This window comes from Micromonospora citrea (genome assembly GCF_900090315.1).
Lineage (GTDB): Bacteria > Actinomycetota > Actinomycetes > Mycobacteriales > Micromonosporaceae > Micromonospora > Micromonospora citrea.
Window position 1 is genome coordinate 777437 of sequence record NZ_FMHZ01000002.1, and the last position, 18140, is coordinate 795576.

The following is an 18140-nucleotide window of genomic DNA, read 5'->3' on the forward strand; positions in this document are numbered from 1 at the left end:
TCGCACACCGCGCCGACGGGCCCGGCCCCCACCCGCGGGGGCCGGGCCCGCCCGCGTTCCGGCGCCGCCGGTCAGCCCGTCCCCCCACCCAGGCGGCACTGTCGTCGCACACGAGCGAACCCGGGCCAGGCCGGGACGCCCGGGCCAGGCCGGGACGTCGGACGCGGGCGGGCAGGCGGGCGGGCGGGCGGGTCAGCTCATCGGTAGCTGGTAGCGCCGCTCGCCGCCGGTCGCGGTCGTCAGCCGCACCTCGCCGCTACGCAGGGCGTACGTCACCGACCAGCGGGTGTGCGACTGGCGTACGTCGTTGAGGATCTCGAACGCCGCCGGGGCGTCCACCGCGCCGCCCGCCCGGTCGAGCGCGGCGGCGATCACGCCGTAGCGGTGGTCGGCGCGGCGGCGCTGCTCGTCGACCCCGACGACCGGCACGTTGGTCAGCGCCCGCCAGCCGCCGCGCCCCTTGTCGACCGACATCTTCCCGTCGACGAACTCGACCACGGCCGAGGCGCCGGTCGCGTCGGCGAGCAGGTAGTGCAGGGGCGGGCCGTCGGTGAAGTCGAGGTTGTGCCGTTCGAAGACGGCCACCGCCTCGTCCACCGTGGCCGCCTGGTCGAGCACCAGGCGCTGGATGCGGACCGAACCGACGGTGGCCCTGCCCGGCACGGGGACGGCCCGCGCGCCGTCGTCGGCGGCCAGCCCGATCGCGAGGCCCCGCTCGTTCATCCCGTCGAACGGCAGCAGCGGCGCGTTGAGCAGCCGCCGGTCGCCGGTCGGGTCGGGCCCGACCCCGAGGTAGGACATGTCCACCACCGAGATCGAGGCGTACCCGTCCGGCGGATCGGTGCGCAGCACCATCGCCGGGTTGGCGTCCCAGTCGAAGTTGCGGGCGAACAGCGGCCGGGCCGGGTCGCCGGTGGCGGCGAAGAGGGAGCACCCGAACGCCTTCGCCGGGCGCGCGTCGGTGCCGACCGTCGCGTCGTACGCACCGACGTAGGTCATCTCGTACAACGGCAGGTCGTTCACCTTGCGCAGGCTGGCCAGGGTCTTCTCGACCTGGCCGGGGTCCTGCCGGGAGGCGCTGGGCGTGCCGGTCGGCGTCGCCACGCCCGGCGGCGCGGTCGGCCCGGACTCCGCGCCGGAGCAGGCGGTCACGGCGAGCAGCAGGGCGACACCGGCGCCCAGGAAAGTCCTCCGCATACCCTCCGGACGCTAGGGCAGGAATCGAGGGTTGTCCACCGGCCGATCGGTCGTTCCACCGCGCGACCGGCGGCGAGGGCGGTCAGCCGGCGGGGATCCGCCCGAGCTGCTCCCGGATCGCCTCGTCGGTCAGCGCGGGGCGCCCGCCCGGGTGGCCGACGGTGGCGCCGGCGGCCGCCACGGCGTACCGGGCCACCCGGTCCCGGGGCTCGCCGCGCAGCAGGCCGAGGGTCAGCGCGGCGACGAACGCGTCGCCGGCGCCGGTGTCGTCCACGGTGGGCGTCTCGCTCAGCGGCACGAACAGCTCGCCCTCCGGCCAGACGAACGCGTTGCCCTGCCCCGCGACCTCGATCGCCAGCAGGGACGGGCCGCGCCGCAGCAGCTTGCGTCCGGCGGCGAGCCCACCCTCGGCGTCGCGCGGCGCGTCACCGGTGACCAGCTCGACCTCCTGCGCGTCGGCCCGCAGCACGTCGGCGACGGCGAGCAGCTCGTCGGCGTCGGCCAGGTCGGTCGGAGCGCCGTCGAGCACCACCAGCCGGCCGGCCTCCCGGGCGGTCCGGGCCGCGACCAGGGCCGCCCCCGACGGCTGCTGCAACTGCACCAGGACGGCCCGCGCGGCGCGCAGCGCGTCGGCGGCCCCGGCCACGTCGTCCGGGCCGAGCAGCGCGGCCTCGGGCAGGTCCTCGAGGTAGCGCCAGCGGGCGTCGGCGTCGACCACGTCGACGATGAGCCCGGTCGGGGTGCCGGGCCGGCGCAGCACCCGCCCGACGTCGATGCCGTCGGCCCGCGCCTGCGCCAGCAGCCGCTGCCCCACCTCGTCGTCGCCGACCACGCCGAGCAACCCGACCGACGCGCCGAGCTGGGCGAGACCGACGGCCTGGTTGGCCCCCTTGCCGCCGAGCAGCTCGCGACGGCGGCGCACCGGCGCGCTGCCGCCGGCACCCGGCACCTCGTCGACCAGCAGCACCAGGTCCCGGGCGATCTGTCCGAGCACCATCACGTCCAGCTCCGCCATGGTCCCGGTGTTACCCCGCGCGGAGCCCGGCACTCCTCGGCGGCGGCACCGGACCTTGTGGACGGAGCCGCCACCGCCTACGCTCTGCGAAACAAAGTGTTCTCTCTTGCAAAGGTAGACCGATGGACCCCGACCCGACCGCAGAGGCCGAACGGACCCTCACCGAGCTCCACCGGCTCCGCGACCGCGCCGCCCGCCGAGCCCACGGCGGCGCCTGGCTGCCCGCCGCCGCGGTGGCGGCGCTCCTGCTGGCCAGCGCCGCCCTCTACGAGGCGCCCTTCGCCCCGCTGAACGCGATCGACGCGGAGCACCCCTTCTGGGCCGGCCTGCCCGACCAGCAGCGGCAGCCCGTGCTGTCCTACGTCTACTGGTTCGTCGGCATCCCGCTGCTGTTCGCCGGCAGCGCCGGGTGGTATCGCTGGCGCGCCCGCCGGCTCGGCGTACGGGTGGCGTGGCCGGCCTTCGTCGGCACCGGTCTCGGCGTACTGGCCCTGCTGGCGGTGATCGCGGCGGTGCCCACCCGGCCCGCGCCGGACGGCCTGACCGTGGCGGCCGGCCCGTACTGGCCGGGCCTGCTGTCCCCGCTGCTGCCCCTCGCGGCGACGGTCCTCGTGCTCGGCTGGGCCGAACGCAGCCGCGGACTGGTCGCCGCCGGGGTGTGGATCGTCCTGCTCACCGGGTGGCTCTGCACGACGTATCCGCTGGGCACCATCCCGGCCTGGGCGCTGGGCACCGACTCCCTCGGTGGTCAGCTCGGCCTGCGTCCGGGCCACTATCTTGTCCTGATGGCCCTGCCCCTGATCGCCGTGTCGGCCGCCCGCCTGGCCTCGGCCCGCCGCGCGTGACCGAGCAGCAGCCCCCGCACCCGGCGACCGCCCTCGACGACGTCGTCCACCAGCGGGTGCGGCTCGGCATCCTCACCGTGTTGAGCGAGACGCCCGAATGCCGCTTCGCCACGCTGCGCGACGAGCTCGGGCTGACCGACGGCAACCTCAACCGACACCTGAGGATCCTGGAGCAGGCCGGGCTGCTCCAGGTGACGAAGGGCTACGAGGGCCGCCGGCCGTGCACCTGGCTGCGCCTGACCCGACAGGGCCGCACGGCGCTGCGCGCGGAGGTCGCCGCGCTCGAGCAACTGGTCGACCGGATCCGGGCCGCCACCGACCAGCCGGACCCGGGCTCGTGACACCACGGGCGTCCGCCGCCGGCCCCGCCGCCCCGACGGGTGCCGGGCGGTCCGGCACCTGCCGGTGACGCTCAGGCCGGGCGGACCGGCACCCGCCCGTGACGCTCAGGCCGGGCGGACCGGCAGTTGGAGCTCGGTGACGCCGTTGTCCGGGTCGTCCTGGCAGTAGTCGAGGTAGACCTCGCGGGCGAAGCCGTCCGCCCGGTAGCCGTGCTCCTCGATCCAGCGGGCCAGCACCGCCATGCTCCGCTCGACCTCGTCCATCGAACCGCGGTGCACGATCGTCGCCGCGGCGTCCACCGCGGGCAGGTCGACCACGGCCACGTCGGCCGCCGCGCCGGGATCGCCCGCCACGGTCACCCCGGCGTGCACGACGACCGCCTCGCCGTCGGCCGCCCCCGCCGGGGCGTACCAGGCGATTCCCGGCCCGCTCGGCTGGATCCCGGCGGCGGCCAGCCGGCGGAACAGCTCGGGATAGAGCGGCTGGATCACCGGGCCGATGTCCGGCGTCTGGTAACTGCGGGCGGTGGCGCTCAGCTCCGCCAGGCGGACCGACGGGAGCTGCTTGAGTACGACGTCCTCGGTGGTCATCCGACCCTCCGTCTCGATCATCCGGAGCCGCGCCCCGATCCCGGCCAGCCGGGCGGTGTCCGCCGCCACCTGCGCCTCCAGTTGCGCACGGCGCAGCCGCAACATGCCGCGCAGCTCGGCGACGTCGAGGACGTCGTCCAGGATCGCCTGGACCTGGGCCAGGGTGAAGCCCAGCTCCTTGAGGGCGATCACCCGGTTGAGCCGGCGCAGCTGGTCGGCGGTGTAGTACCGGTAGCCGGTGTGCGGGTCGACCGAGGCCGGGCGGAGCAGTCCGATGCTGTCGTAGTGGCGCAGCATCCGCACCGACACCCGGCCCAGTCGGGCGAAGTCTCCGATGGTGAACATGGCCCCCTACGGTCGACGGTGACACCGTGTCAGAGTCAACCCCGGGGCGTCACCTCACCCCGGCAGCGGCGCCTCGTCGCCCCGGGTGCGGCGCGGGCCGACCAGCCGGCGCACCATCGGCGCGGCGTTCCACTTCGCCGCGCCCACCAGGTCCCGGGCGTGCTCCAGGACGGTGTAGTCGGGCCGGGCCCGGCCGGCCGCCAGCGCCCGGTCGAGGTCGTTGCCGCAGCGGGTCAGCACGCTGTCGAAGTCGCGGCGCACCGGTTCGAGCAGGTGGTAGCCGAACGAGCGGTGCAGCCGGGCGAAGAGCGGCTTGTACAGCCGGGCCCGCTCGTGCAGCCCCGAGGAGTACGACATCGGGTTCTTCGGGCGGCGCCGAACATACTCGGGCAGCAGGTCGGCGAAGGCCCGCCGGACGATCCACTTCTCCTGCCCCTCGCGCATCTTCAGCCCGACGGGCAGGCGCATCGCCAGCTCCACCAGGCTCAGGTCGAGGAACGGCACCCGGGCCTCCACCCCGTGCCCCATGCTGGCGCGGTCGACGCGCTGCAACTCCGTACGGCAGAGGTTGCGGATCTTGTGCAGGAAGAGCCGGCGGGACGCCTCGGGGCCGACCTCGTGGTACATCGGGTAGCCGCCGAACAGCTCGTCGGAGCCGTCCCCGGTCAGCACCACCTTGACGTCCAGCTCGCGAAGCCGGCGGAACAGCGGCACGGAGACCACGGCGTTGATGATGTCGCCGTACTCGGTCAGCTCCGAGATCCGGATCGCCTCCCGGATGTCGGCCAGCCGGATGTCGCGGGGGCGCAGCTCGACCACCTCGTGTGGCACGCCCAGGTCCCGCGCCAGCCGCCGCGCGTACGCCACGTCGGGGCTGTCGGGCACGCCGACCGTGACGGCGACGCAGTCGGGGTGCATCTCGCGTACGTGCAGCAGGGCGAGTGAGCTGTCGAGCCCGCCGGAGAGGACCACCCCGACGGTCAGGTCGGTGTCGACGCGCATCCGGATGCTGTCGGTGAGGGCGGCACGGACGAGCAGGGCGGCCTCGTCCGGGTCGTCCACCACCGGCAGCCCGTCGCCGAGGGCGAGCAGGTCGACGTACGCGCGCAACCGGACCGACCCGTCCGGCTCGGCCCAGCCGTGGTGCCCGGGCGGCACCTCGGCGATCGGCACGCGATGCCCGACGAGGGCCTTCACCTCGCTGGCGACGTGCAGGCAGCCGGGCGTCCGGGCCCAGTACAGCGGCTTGACGCCGAGCGGGTCCCGGACCAGGTAGGCCCGGCCGGTGGCCCGCTCCACGACGGCGAAGGCGTACTCGCCGCGCAGCCGGGTCACCATGCCCTCGCCCCAGCGCAGGAACGCCGCCAGCACCACCTCGGTGTCGCTGGCGCTGCGGAAGCGGTGACCGAGCCGGACGAGTTCGGCGCGCAGCTCGTGGTGGTTGAAGACCTCGCCGTTGTAGCAGAGCAGCCACCGCTCGTCGGCCGAGGCCCACGGCTGCACGGCACGGTCGCGGTCCACGATCGGCAGCCGGCGGGTGCCGGTGAGCAGGCCGTTCTCGTAGCGGGTCTCGGTGACCTCGCCGCGCGGGGCGAGGGTGGCGAGCATCCGCCGGAAGGTCGTCGGGTCGGCCTCGGGGCCGAGGCTCAACGCGATGCCGCACATCGGCTCAGACCCCCATCTCGGCTTCGTACGCTTGGCGCAGCCGCAGTCCGGCGGTGGGGGCGAGACACAGGTGCCACGCCTGCCCCTCGTCGACCACGTTGACCTCGCCGGCGCGTTGCCGGGACAGCAGCAGCTCGGCGAGGGTCTCCCGGGCGCCGAAGCGGTCGAACCACTCCAGCTCGACGTCGACGGCCCAACCGAGGCAGTGCCCGCTGGGCACCATGGCGGCGTACCCGAGGCGGCGCAGCCGGTGCTGGTGCTCGGCGCTGCGGACGAGGCTGGTGACCCACAGCGGCGGGGTGGCCGGCGGGGTGTTGGCGGCGAACTCGCGGGCGATGTCGTTGAGCAGCGCCACGACCTCCCGCCGGGCCCGGCGGAACCGCAGCCCGGCGGTGCGTGGGGTGGCGGCGGGCCGCAGCCGGCGGGAGACCGCCCGCATCCCCCGCCCGAGCAGCGTCCTCGGCTGCTCGGTGTAGCGGAAGCGCAGCAGGTCGCGGCGGCGCAGCCACTCCAGGTCGACCAGGTCGGGGCTGGCGTCGACCTGGGCGTCGGTGAGGAAGGTGGGGGCGTCGCGCCACCACATCACGTCGACGCGGGAGAGCAGGTAGATCCGGACCAGCGCGGTGAGGTCGGCGGCGGAGCTGCGCGCGTTGGGCTGGTAGCGGGCCATCTCCAGCAGCAGCGTCTCGCGGGCGCCGACGAGCCCCTGCGGGGTGGCCTCGAGCACGGCCGCGATCGCGGGCTCGCGCAGCCGGTCGTCGATCAGCGCCTGCCGGGCGGCGTCGCAGGACTCCCCGGCGAGCGCGCCGACCTCGACCAGCAGGTCGGCCACGGCGGCCCGGTAGGCGTCGAGGTCCGGCCCGGCGGGACGGGGCGACGCGCCGGGCACGCGTCGGCGCGTCCGCGCGGCGGGAGTGACGGACGGACCGGGTCGCTGTCCCGGACTTCGGCTGGGCACTCGCATGGTCGGGTCCTCTCTCCCGTCACGACATCACTGTGTGCATCGCCCTGGGCACACCGTAATCAGGCGTGACGGGATGAGTCCGAACAATCCTCTTATCTCCCCCTAACGACTTTCCGGCGGGCGCGGCCGGGCACGAACCGCTACGGCCGGGACGCCGCGCTCAACCCCTGCACCTCGGCGTACGAGGGCGGTTCCGGCTGCCCCGCGCCGCCGGCCCGGACGGCGTCCAGGGTGTCCAGGGCGGCGCCGAGCGCTGCCCGGAACAGCAGCGATCCCGTGCTCACCCGGGCCACGCCGAGCGCTCCCAGTTCGGCGAGGGTGAGCCCGCCCGGCTGGTGCAGCACGTTCAGGGGCAGGTCGATGCCGGCGACGAGCGCCGCGATCGTGGCGGCGTCCGGCGCCGCGGGCACGAAGATGCCGTCGGCGCCGGCGGCCGCGTAGGCGCGTGCCCGGGCGAGGGTCTGCGGCAGTGGGTCGGGCGTGCCGAGCCACCACGTGTCGGTGCGGGCGTTGACGAACAGGTCCGGCACCGCGGCCTTGACGGCGGCCACCTTCGCCGCCGTCAGCTCCGTCGGGTCGAGGGTGCCGTCCGCGCGGCCGTCCTCGATGTTGATCCCGACCACGCCGAGGGCGGCGAGCTCGGCCGCCAGGTCGGCGACGGCCGCCGGGTCGTCGTCGCAGCCCGCCTCCACGTCGACGCTGAGCAGCACCGGTAGCCGGCGCAGCGCCCGGGCCAGCCGGACGTTCTCGGCCCGGGTGGCCGCCGCCGCGTCGGGCAGGCCGGCGGCGGCCGCGACCCCGAGGCTGGTGGTGCCGACCGCCTGATGCCCGCGCGCGACGAACGCGGCGGCGCTGGCGTGGTCCCAGGCGTTGGGCAGCAGCAGCGGTCGGTCGGCGTGGTGCAGGGCGTGGAAGGCGGCGCAGCGCTCGTTCATCGGATCTCCACCTCGATACTCGTCGGGACGCGCAGCAGCGCGTGCGGTTCGTGAGTCACCGGAGCGGCGACGCTCCGGCAGCGGTCGCGCAACACCTGCACCACCCCGGCGGCCAGGGCCAGGGCGTGCCGCTCGCCGGGGCAGCCGCGCGGTCCCGCGCCGAAGGTCAGGGCCGCGCCGGGCCGGCCGGGCGCGAACCGGTCCGGGTCGGCGTGCGCGGCGGGGTCCCGGTTGGCGGCGTCGAAGCGCAGCAGCACCTCGTCGCCCACCGCCAGGGCGTGGCCGGCCAGCCGTGCCGGCGCGACCGCGACCCGCCGGGTCCCGCGTACCGGCGGGTCGAGCCGGAGCACCTCGGCGAGCAGGTCGTCGGTCGAGACGGTCGCGGGCAGCGCCAGGCCGTGGCGGGTCGCGGCGCCGATCAGCCCGGCGGTGGCGTCGCACGCCTGCACCAGCAGCCCGATCCGGTTCGCCACCGCCTCGGGCGGGCCCGGCGGCGTGATCGCGAGCAGCGCCGAGACCGCCTGGTCGGCCGCGGCGATCCGCGCCGCGTCGGCGCCGGGGTGGTAGGCCGCCGCCACGGCGGTCACCGCCGGCACGGCCGCCGCCGGATCGGTGAGCCCGAGCCGCGCCGCCAGCACCCGCAGGGGTACGTGGCGCGCGAGCGCGGCCATCACGTCCAGCCGGTCGTCGGCACGGTCGAGCGCCTCCCCGGTCAGCCGGGCCGCGGCGGCGCGCAGCTCATCGTGGTCGACCGCGGCCAGCGCGGCGACCCCGGCGGCCCGGCGGGTGGGGTGCCGGTGCGGGGCGCTGAACCGGCTGACGGTGCCGCGCAGCCAGGCCAGCGTGCCGGGCGCGCCATCCGGGGCGACGGGAACCTGACAGGCCGGGTCGGCGAGCACCGCCCGCACGTCGGCGTGCCGCGTCACCGTCCAGCCGGTGTCGGGACGGTGGGTGGGCGGGCCGCACGCCGGGGTGCCGGGCGCGGGCGCGATGACGAGGTCGTCGATGGTCACCCGGCGACGGTAGGGCCGCGATCCTTCGCTGGCCGCCGAAACGTCCGCCGCCCCGGCGCGAGCGATGCCGCGGCCGCGCCGCCCGCACCCCGTCCCGCCGCCCCGGGCCGAGCGGACCGGAACTCGTGCACGCCATCCGGGCCGAACGGATCGGAACTCGTGCGCACCACCCGGGCCGAACGGATCGGAACTCGTGCCCAGCGACGCCGGCCGAGCACCGTGGACACCAGACCGCATCGGCCGCCGCATCAGCACGCCGACTTCAGGCAGACGGAGACGCAGCGTAGCCGGCTCGCCCCGGCGGGATGACTGCTCCACGCCCCTTTGCTCTGCACCCGCGGACGCACCAGCTAGCCGAAGTAGTCATGGACGTCGCGGCATCGGTCAGAGCAGCGCGAGGGAACACCAGCTCAGGCGCATGGCGCGTCAATGGGTGCAGAGCAAAGGGGCCAGCGGGACCAAGACGACGGAAGCGCCGACCACTACGCACCGTGACAACTCACGACCATTACTCGCTGTAATGGGTCCGCTGGTGAACAAGTCCGCCGAAGAACCGAGGACCGAGCCCGGCGCGCCATCCGGGCAGACGCGGCGCCGGAGGACACCGACCGACGGGAACGGCCCTGGAGGCACCACGACAGTCAGGCGCGGCCGCCACCGGTGTCCGGCGTCGCGTCCGGGGCGAGGTCGGCCGGGGCGAGGCCGAGCGCGGCGGCCAGCGCCGGCCCGCCCGTCGGCGTGAGCCGGAGCGACCGGCCGGTTCCCCTGGTCAGCCAGCCCGCTTCGAGGAACCGGTCGCACAGCGCCGCGCCCAGCGCGCCGGCCAGGTGCGGGCGGCGCTCGGTCCAGTCCAGGCAGTCACGCACGAGGGGACGGCGGGCGGACCGCAGCGGCGCGACGGGCACCCCCAGTTGGTCCAGCCAGCCCAGGCCGGCCGGGGTCAGCGCCAGCCCGCCGACGCCGTCGAGCAGCCCCTGCGCGAGCAGCCTATCGCGCAGCAGCACCCCGAGGCGGCCGGCCAGGTGGTCGTAGCAGGTGCGGGCGTACGCCAGGGCGGCGCCGGCGCGGGCGGCGCGCAGCGAGCGGGCGGGCTCCGGCCGGCCGGGCGCGTGGCCGGCCAGGTCCTCGACGAGTTGGGCGACCGAGGGGCCGGCGAGCCGGAGGTAGCGGTGCCTCCCCTGCCGCTCCTCGACCAGCAGACCGCCCCGGACCAGGCGGGTGAGGTGGTCGCTGGCGGTGGAGGGGGCCACGCCTGCGAGCCGGGCCAACTCCCCGGCCGTCCACGCCCGGCCGTCGAGCAGGGCCAGGCAGATGGTCGCGCGGGTGTCGTCGGCGAGCAGGGTGGCGAGCCGGGCCAGGGCCCGGCCGTCCGTGGCGGCGGTGGTCACCGCACCATGCTGACACGGGCACGTTCCGGCGCCCACCGAACGTTCCGCGAATCTTTACAACGTTGTATCCAACGTTGTAGAAACGGAGCCACTGATCCTGGTCGACATCTCCCACCCGAGGCAGGTCTGATGGGACACCTCCGCCGCGCCGGAGCGCTCGCCGCCGTCATCGGTCTGGTCCTGGCCGGCACGGCGTCCGCGCCGGCCGCCGCCGCACCCGACTCCCGCTACCGCAACCCGGTCTCCGCCGGATTCGCCGACACCTTCGCCGACCCGGTGATCGTCCGGGGCGAGGACGGCTTCTGGTACGCGTACGGCACCACCGACCCGCTGCGCGAGGGCGAGGGGACGTTCCACCGGGTGCCCACCGCCCGCTCGGCCGACCTGGTCGACTGGACGTACGTCGGGGACGCCTTCGGGGCCGACCAGCGCCCCGCCTACGCGGCGCCCGGCGCCGGCTTCTGGGCCCCCGACGTGCGCCGGGTCGGCGACCGCTGGGTCATGTACGTGACCGTCACCGACACCACCGTCTCCCCCGACGGCGGCGACTTCGCCGTCGGCGCGGCCACCGCGCCCACCCCGACCGGCCCATGGACCTTCGCCGACGAGCCCGTGGTCGCGCCCCGTCCCGGCGGTGGCGGCGGCTGGCTGTGGACCATCGACCCGAGCCAGTTCACCGACGTCGACGGCAGACACTACCTCTACTACGGCAGCTACTACGGCGGCATCTCGGTCACCGAACTCTCCGCCGACGGGCTGCGCGCCGTCGGCACACCGACCCTGGTCGCCGTCGACAACAAGTTCGAGGGCAGCTACGTGCTGCGCCGCGACGGCTGGTACTACCTGTTCGCCTCCACCGCGAACTGCTGCGCCGGCCCGGCCACCGGCTACTCCGTCCACGTCGGCCGGTCCCGCAGCCCGCGCGGCCCGTTCGTCGACCGCGACGGCATCCCGCTGACCGCGTCCCGGGCCGGCGGCACCCCCGTGCTCGCCCAGAACGGCAACCGCTGGATCGGCACCGGCCACAACGGCTTCCTGACCGACCTGTCCGGCCAGGACTGGATCGTCTACCACGCCATCGACCGGGCCGACCCGTACCTGGACGAGCCGTTCGGCATCAACGAGCGGCCGATGCTGCTCGACCGCCTCGACTGGATCGACGGCTGGCCGACCGTGAACGCCGGCGCCGGCCCGTCGGACGGCGCGCGGCCCGCACCCGTCACCACGGGCCGGATGGACGAACGCTTCGACGCCGGCCTCGCCGGCTGGCGTCACACCGCCGGCGACTGGCGCGTCACCGACGGCCGGCTCACCGGCGCCGGCACGCTGACCAGCCGTACGACCATCGGCGGGGACGTGCGCGCGGAGGCCGACCTGCGGCCCGCCGCCGCCGGGACGGCCGGGCTCACCCTCGGCGACCGGGTGTCGGTGCGGGTCGACGCCGCCGCCGGCCGGCTGGTCGCCCGGGACGGCGCCCGCACCGCGAGCGCGCCGCTGCCCGCCGGCTTCGACGCGGCGGCCGGCCACAACCTCGCCGTCGAGGTACGCGGCCGCCAGCTCACGGCCGAGCTGAGCCCCGCGCGGCTCGGCGACCAGGTCGCGACGCTGTCGCTGCGGCTGGATCGACCGGTCGTCGGGCGGGTCGCGCTGACCGCCACCGGCGGGGACGCCGGCTTCGACAACGTCAGCGTCGCCCGCCTGCACCGGCCCGTGCGGCACGCCGTACCCGAGCCGCGGGCCGGCGGCCTGCTGCCGGCATACTCCGACGAGTTCACCGACGGGCTGGACCCGGCGTGGCGGTGGGTCCGGCCGGACGCCGCGGCCACCGTCTCCGGCGGGGCGCTGCGCTGGCCGGTGCAGGGCGCCGACCTGACCGGCACCGGCAACACCGCCGGCGTGCTGCTGCGCGACGCGCCGACCGGCGACTACGTGGTCGAGACGAAGGTGACCCTCGACCTCGGCGAGGAGACCGTGCGCAACTACCAGCAGGCCGGCCTGGTCGCCTACGTCGACGACGACCGCTTCGCCCGGCTGGCGCAGGTCGCCATCTGGAACACCCGGCAGGTCGAGTACGGCTACGAGCTGCCCTTCGCCGGCCAGCCGGTCTACGGCGGCAACATCGTCGGCACCCCGGCGACGACCACCTGGCTGCGACTGGCGCACCGGGTCGACCCGGCCACCGGCGAGCACGAGTTCCGGGCCGGCTCCAGCCGGGACGGGCGGAACTGGACGTGGGGCGGGGTGTGGACCTTCCCGGCCGACACCACCCCGCGCATTGGGCTGGTCGCGCACGGCGGGGCCGAGCCGGCGCTCACCGCACGGTTCGACTATGTCCGCTTCCACCGCTGACCACACGCCTGCGGCCTGAGCCCTTGATGGCTCGCGCCGCGACGCCAGACACGATCGGCAGAGGGCGACCAATTACAGATATTGAATGGTCAGGTTGAGTCGTCGAGGGTCGGGGGGGTGTTGTCGCCGGGTCGGGTGGCGTCGGTGGACCGCTGATAGGGACACGGCCACCCGTGTTGGGGTAGGTCTCTTCGTAACGTGGCTGCCGGCAATCCGACGCCTGGACCAGCGGCTGAGGCCACGGATCGATGCGTGGAGGCGGGTTTGGTGCGTGACGGTTATGGCGTCTTCCTGGGTTTGGACGTCGGCAAGGGTGATCATCACGCGGTCGGGTTGGCACCGGACGGGACGCGGTTGCACGACGCTCCGCTGCCGAACACTGAGGCCCGTCTTGCGCAGTTGTTCGACAACCTCGCCCGTCACGGCCGATTGCTGGTGGTGGTCGACCAGCCGGCGTCGATCGGCGCCCTGCCGGTAGCGGTGGCCCGTGCTGCTGGTCATCAGGTGGCCTACCTGCCCGGCCTGGCGATGCGCCGCATCGCTGACCTGCACCCCGGTGCGGCGAAGACCGACGCCCGGGACGCCTTCGTCATCGCCGACGCCGCCCGCACCCTGCCGCACACGTTGCGGCGGGTTGACGTCGGTGACGAAGCCCTGGCCGAGCTGGAAGTCCTGGTCGGGTTCGACGACGACCTCGCCGGCGAAGCCACCCGCGTGTCCAACCGGATCCGGGGCCTGCTCACCCAGATCCACCCCGCCCTGGAACGGGTTCTCGGCCCGAAAGTGCACCACAAGGCGGTCCTGGAGCTGCTGTCACGCTGCGGCGGACCTGCCGGGCTTCGCAAGGCCGGCCGCCGCAAACTGCTGTCCATAGCCGCCGTCCACGCGCCCCGCATGGGTGAACGGCTCGTCGAGCAGATCATGACCGCACTCGACGAACAGACCGTCACCGTTCCCGGCACCAGCGCGGCGGAGACGATCCTGCCTCGCCTCGCGGACAGCCTCCGCGATGTCCTGCGGCAACGTGACCAGGTCGCCGGCGAAGTCGAGAGGATGCTCGATGCTCACCCTCTCGCCTCGGTCCTGACCTCGATGCCCGGCATCGGCGTCAGGACCGCCACCCGGATCCTCCTGGAAGTCGGCGACGGCACCGCCTTCCCGACTCCCGGCCACCTCGCCGCCTACGCCGGCCTCGCCCCCGTAACCCGACGATCCGGCAGCAGCATCCGCGGCGAACACCCACCCCGCGGCGGCAACAAACACCTCAAACGCGCGTTCTTCCTCGCCGCCTTTGCAGCCCTCGCCGACCCCGTCAGCCGCGCCTACTACGACCGCAAGAGAGCCGAAGGCAAACGCCACAACGCCGCCCTCATCTGCCTCGCCCGACGCCGCTGCGACGTCCTCTACGCCATGCTCCGCGACAAGATCCCCTACCAACCACGCCCCACCAGCCCCGTCCCCGCTTGACGAAACCCATAGGGACACCCCCCCGTACCGGTCATGCGCAACCGTGTAGTGCACGACAGCTGCATCGCAATCTGCACCCACTTCCGCGAGAGATCCACTCCGGACGGCGACCTTCGGGAGACCCCCGAGCAGGTGAGATAGGTGCTCCGACTTGAGTTCGGATGAAGAGGCAACGACAAACCTCATTGCTGTTCCTCCTAGCACCCGATGCCAGTACTCATGCTGGGCATAATACGTGGGCGACCAAGTTTTGAAAGATCATCGGACCCCAGCGCTACGCCACCGTCAACGACGTCTGCCGTATGCGGCATGATGGCACTGGCCGGAATATCCGCCCTATTAACCACTGTTCGCACGACAGTATACGGTCCTTCGTTTGGATACGCACCGTACGCCCGCCGCGCATATTCGGAAGCACCACGCTCCGTGTAGGAGAAGTACTTTGAACCACCATCGGGACTCCGGAATGAACGCGTCGAGTGAAAGCGAATTACCGCCCGATGGCTTCCATGTCGAACTGACTGAGCATCACGTCAACAAGGCACGCAAGCGGCACCTCCTTAGATATCAGGAGGGAAGGGACGGATTCCTGGTCGGGTAACATTGATGCACCGAATTTCCCCCACCCCTAAAATTACCAAATCCAATGTCTCGCTGAAACTTCGGCCCAAGAGCCAATCCCAGCCAGGCCCGATCGCCATCACCCAACCACTCTCTGCGACGTATGACGGATACTGGACAGACCACATACCTATCGGGGACAAGACTTCACCGTAATCGCTCCTAAGCCGATCGGCATCATCAGGCAGGCCCGAGCTTGCCTCCACTGGGTCCACCTTGAGGGAAGATGGCTTTTCGACAGTCGATCTACGAATGCGAAGCTCTCCAAATTCTTTCCAAATCTCAAGCGCACGTCCATTTATCGGAACGCCAGCCCTTGACAGAAGTTGCTCCCATGGGAGGGTGTCGAACATCCGCCCCGGAAACCAGCCGACCTCAAGGAGCGCGTTGAGCACTTGGCCGTTCACTTGCATTACCAACTACCAAAAATTCGACGGACGAGCGGTTGACAGTAATCTTCACAAGGATCGACAGCAGTTCCACTGGGAACAGGTGAACCTTTTGGTGTCACCTTTAACGTACGGAAAGTTCCGCCCCAGAGAGCACCGTCCCCTTCGACCTTCAGCGCTTCGTTGAGAGCGCAGATTTCGGAACAGCCGGTGTGCCGTCCGCGCAGTACATCCTCCAGAGCCGAACCTGCCACAACGTCGACCCCTCCTTCCGTGGTCCGACCAAGATAGGTCAGCCCAGATGGTGAAGTGTACTCGGTGACGAAACGTGGAGTGGAGGCTTGATTGGCACCGCGATTCGCCTGAGCAAATTCGTCGAGTGTGCGCCCATTAGCCGGACCAGGAAGCGAAGAGCAGTTGTGCACAAGGATCGAAGACTCATCGGCAACTACGTAGTACGTGTGGATGCCGTCCACGGTCAGGTTGTGAACGGTCTGCCACTCGATCGACGCTTGCATACTCACGATCAGGACTGATCCGCGGTCGGCAGACCTGACCACGCTGCCGGGTTTGAGGTCTTTCGCCTGGACCCACCGGCCCTCGTTCGCCACCCAGAACGGATGTCCGTCCGTGGCGGTGACCTTGCCGGTTTGGTCGCCCTTCGCGCCGTCGGTGTCGACGGTGATCTCGACGAGGTTCTTGTTCCCGGTGCCGACGATGAGCGCCGTGACCGCGCGTTCCTCGCTGCGCCCCGTGGTCGGATCGGTGGCGAGCACCTTGTCGCCGACCCTGACGTCACGAATGCGCTTCCGGCCTCCGTCCGCCATCAGGACGTAGGTCTCTCCCGTGAAGCTGTTGGAGCAGGCCTTCCCGGCGAGGCCCCGCCCGATACTGCGGGCCTCGGCCATGCCGGCGCTCAGCGCCTTGCTTCCCGCCGACCGCAGTCCCCCGCTCAACGCCCGGACACCCGCACCGAGGGCTTGACCGCCAATGGAGCCGAAGGCACCACCGAGCGCACCCGTCAGGCCACCCATGGCGGCCGTGCCGACCAGGTCCCACCCGCGCTTTCCGTTCATGGCGCCGGTGACCGCCGAGCCCACCGCGCCGGCGAGCGCGCCGCAGGCCACCGCTCCGACGCCCGTCCAGCCGATCGCAGCACCGCACCCGATGCCCACCACGGCGCCAGCGGCAAAGCCGGCGATCTCCGCGGCGTGGTCCTCGACGAACTGGGTCGCCTTGTCCCACATCTTCTCGACGCCCTCGGTCAGCGGCGCCAGCCTCTGCGCCGCCTCGAGCCAGAGTTTCTGCTGGAACTTCTTCGGATCCTGAATGGCCATCGTGGTGACCGCGACGACACTCGCGGCCATCTTGAAGCCTGTCGACACCACCTTGCCGAGCGCCAGTAGCGGCTTGGTCAGGGCCGCGACAACCGGCAACTTGGTGAACTTCACCGCCTGTTTGATGGCCGCCTTGGCTCTGGCCTGGACGGCGACCTTCATCTGATGGATCTTGGCTGCGATGGCTCTCTGCTGTTGTTTCGCCCATTCCACGCCGCGGGCGACCTTGCTCAGTCCGGTACGTATCGCATTGCCGACGGTCCGGACCGCGCTTGCGGCCTTGTTTGCCAACCACTTCGCGCCGGTGGAGATCGCTCGGCCAACGGCCTTGATGCCCGACCAGGCGTAGTTCCATGCCGTCGAGACGGCGTTCCTGGTCCAGTTGTAGGCCGTCGAGACGCCGCTTCGGACGGTGTTGACAACCTTGGAAACCCCGCTGGTGACCCGGTTCACCGTGCTCTTCACCCAGCGCGGCCAGTGGCCGTCGGGGTCGTCGAAGTCCAGCGGGGCGCCGGCGCCGTAGGTGTAGCGGTTCGCGAGGATCGAATCGCCCGTGGTGTAGTTGACGCTGTCGCGGGAGGTGAAGGTGCCGGTGCCCGGCTGGTACCAGCGGGCACCCATGTCGACCTGGCCGGTGTCCGGGTCCGTCCAGTCCCCCTGGAAGCCCAGACGGCCGGTGTCGCCGGTGCTGGTCAGCTTCTTGCCGAACGGGTCGTATGCGGTGGAGTCGTTCAGCGCAGACAACTCGGTGTCGGCGGGATCAATGGCCGCGACCACGTCACCGTGGGCGTCGGTCAACGACAGGCGTTTGTTGGAGCCGACGCCGGTCGCCAGCAGTTCGTCGCCCGGCCCTCGGGCGTAGTACTCGACGCCGTCGTGGACCACCTCGTCGCCCAGGCCCGCGTAGACGAAGGCGTTGCCGGTGCGGGAGACGACCCGGTCCAGGCCGTCGTACTCGTAGGTCTGGTCCTCGGCCGCCGTGAGGCGGTCGAAGGCGTCGAACGAGTACTGCTCGGACAGCCCGGAGCTGATCCGGCTGCGCAGGGTTCCCCGCGCGGTGTACGTGTAGGTGTAGTCGCCGTCAGAGAGCAGCCGGTTGCGCTCGTCGAACGTGGCGGTCTTGGATCCGGCCCGAACCCGGTTGCCGCTGGCGTCCCAGTCGTACGCGACAGTGCCCCCAGGCCCCGTCCAGGAGACGAGCCGGCCGGCCTTGTCGTACGCGTAGGTGTTGTTGCCGGCACCGGCGGTGCCGGTGGTCTCCTTGCTGGTGACGTGGCCGTTCAGGTCGAAGCCGTAGCTGACCGAGGCGACCGTCTGGCCCGCCGGATTACGCAGCACGTCGCTGTTGACCCGTCCGAAGTCGTCGTAGCCGAAGGTGCGGACGCGGCCCGCCCCGTAGTCGACGGTCTTGACCTCGCCCGAGGCGTCGTAGGTCAGCTTCTGCTGCTGCCCGGTGATGCTGTCGGTCAGCGTGTCCAACCTGCCCTTGACGTAGCCGAAGGTGGCCGTGCCGGTCAGGTCGGTGCGGGTGGTCAGCCGTCCGTCGTCGTCATAGCCGAAGCTCGCGGCGCCCGACGGGCCGGCGGTGGAGAGCAGCGCGCCCCGGTCGTTGTAGCTGTAGGTGTTGGTCCCGCCGGCAGCGTTGACGCTGGTGAGGCGGCCGGCCCGGTCGTAGTCG

The 18140-nt window shown here is 72.6% G+C and carries 14 protein-coding genes; 4 read left to right on the forward strand and 10 right to left on the reverse strand.

What is annotated here, in order from left to right:
• Positions 1–192: 192 nt before the first annotated feature.
• Both GA0070606_RS03765 and GA0070606_RS03770 read right to left on the reverse strand, forming a co-directional pair.
• A complete protein-coding gene (locus GA0070606_RS03765; RefSeq protein WP_091095110.1) occupies positions 193–1197 on the reverse strand; it encodes a linear amide C-N hydrolase in 1005 nt (334 codons plus the stop codon).
• An 82-nt stretch (positions 1198–1279) separates the two neighbouring features.
• Positions 1280–2212 (reverse strand): PfkB family carbohydrate kinase, encoded by a 933-nt coding sequence (locus GA0070606_RS03770; protein ID WP_091095112.1) that lies wholly within the window; start codon positions 2210–2212, stop codon positions 1280–1282.
• A 122-nt stretch (positions 2213–2334) separates the two neighbouring features.
• Between GA0070606_RS03770 and GA0070606_RS03775 the strand changes: the two genes are divergently transcribed.
• Together GA0070606_RS03775 and GA0070606_RS03780 are read left to right on the forward strand one after the other, a co-directional pair.
• Complete coding sequence (locus GA0070606_RS03775; RefSeq protein ID WP_091095114.1) at positions 2335–3057, forward strand: hypothetical protein; 723 nt, start codon at positions 2335–2337, stop codon at positions 3055–3057.
• Positions 3054–3398, forward strand: coding sequence for a winged helix-turn-helix domain-containing protein (locus GA0070606_RS03780; protein WP_091095117.1), 345 nt, complete (start codon positions 3054–3056; stop codon positions 3396–3398). The genes GA0070606_RS03775 and GA0070606_RS03780 overlap by 4 nt, the downstream gene beginning before the upstream one ends.
• 105 nt (positions 3399–3503) lie before the next feature.
• Here GA0070606_RS03780 and GA0070606_RS03785 read toward each other — a convergent pair whose 3' ends face one another.
• The 6 genes from GA0070606_RS03785 to GA0070606_RS03810 all read right to left on the reverse strand — a co-directional run bounded on the left by GA0070606_RS03785 (position 3504) and on the right by GA0070606_RS03810 (position 10299).
• Positions 3504–4334, reverse strand: coding sequence for a MerR family transcriptional regulator (locus tag GA0070606_RS03785; RefSeq protein WP_091095120.1), 831 nt, complete (start codon positions 4332–4334; stop codon positions 3504–3506).
• A 54-nt stretch (positions 4335–4388) separates the two neighbouring features.
• Positions 4389–5999 carry an asparagine synthetase B family protein gene (locus GA0070606_RS03790; protein ID WP_091095121.1) on the reverse strand — a complete coding sequence of 537 codons (1611 nt, stop codon included), beginning with the start codon at positions 5997–5999 and terminating at the stop codon, positions 4389–4391.
• Positions 6000–6003: 4 nt separating this feature from the next.
• Entirely contained in the window at positions 6004–6963 is a 960-nt protein-coding gene (locus GA0070606_RS03795; RefSeq protein WP_091095123.1) for a DUF5715 family protein, read from the reverse strand.
• 140 nt (positions 6964–7103) lie between these two features.
• Positions 7104–7898: an isocitrate lyase/PEP mutase family protein gene (locus tag GA0070606_RS03800; RefSeq protein WP_091095125.1), complete on the reverse strand. Its 795-nt coding sequence runs from the start codon at positions 7896–7898 to the stop codon at positions 7104–7106.
• Entirely contained in the window at positions 7895–8911 is a 1017-nt protein-coding gene (locus tag GA0070606_RS03805) for a cytochrome P450 (protein ID WP_245724557.1), read from the reverse strand. The genes GA0070606_RS03800 and GA0070606_RS03805 overlap by 4 nt, the downstream gene beginning before the upstream one ends.
• A gap of 641 nt (positions 8912–9552) precedes the next feature.
• Positions 9553–10299, reverse strand: a complete 747-nt coding sequence (locus tag GA0070606_RS03810; protein ID WP_091095127.1) for an ArsR/SmtB family transcription factor — start codon at positions 10297–10299, stop codon at positions 9553–9555.
• 129 nt (positions 10300–10428) lie between these two features.
• On the opposite strand from GA0070606_RS03810, the gene GA0070606_RS03815 reads away from it, so the two are divergent.
• Positions 10429–12648 (forward strand): glycoside hydrolase family 43 protein, encoded by a 2220-nt coding sequence (locus tag GA0070606_RS03815; RefSeq protein ID WP_091095129.1) that lies wholly within the window; start codon positions 10429–10431, stop codon positions 12646–12648.
• A 267-nt stretch (positions 12649–12915) separates the two neighbouring features.
• Positions 12916–14115, forward strand: coding sequence for an IS110 family RNA-guided transposase (locus GA0070606_RS03820; RefSeq protein WP_141721918.1), 1200 nt, complete (start codon positions 12916–12918; stop codon positions 14113–14115).
• Positions 14116–14675: 560 nt separating this feature from the next.
• Here the strand turns inward: GA0070606_RS03820 and GA0070606_RS33955 are convergent.
• Both GA0070606_RS33955 and GA0070606_RS03830 read right to left on the reverse strand, forming a co-directional pair.
• A complete protein-coding gene (locus GA0070606_RS33955) occupies positions 14676–15149 on the reverse strand; it encodes an SUKH-3 domain-containing protein (protein ID WP_091095131.1) in 474 nt (157 codons plus the stop codon).
• A complete protein-coding gene (locus tag GA0070606_RS03830; protein ID WP_483819074.1) occupies positions 15149–17941 on the reverse strand; it encodes a polymorphic toxin-type HINT domain-containing protein in 2793 nt (930 codons plus the stop codon). The genes GA0070606_RS33955 and GA0070606_RS03830 overlap by 1 nt, the downstream gene beginning before the upstream one ends.
• Positions 17942–18140 lie beyond the last annotated feature (199 nt).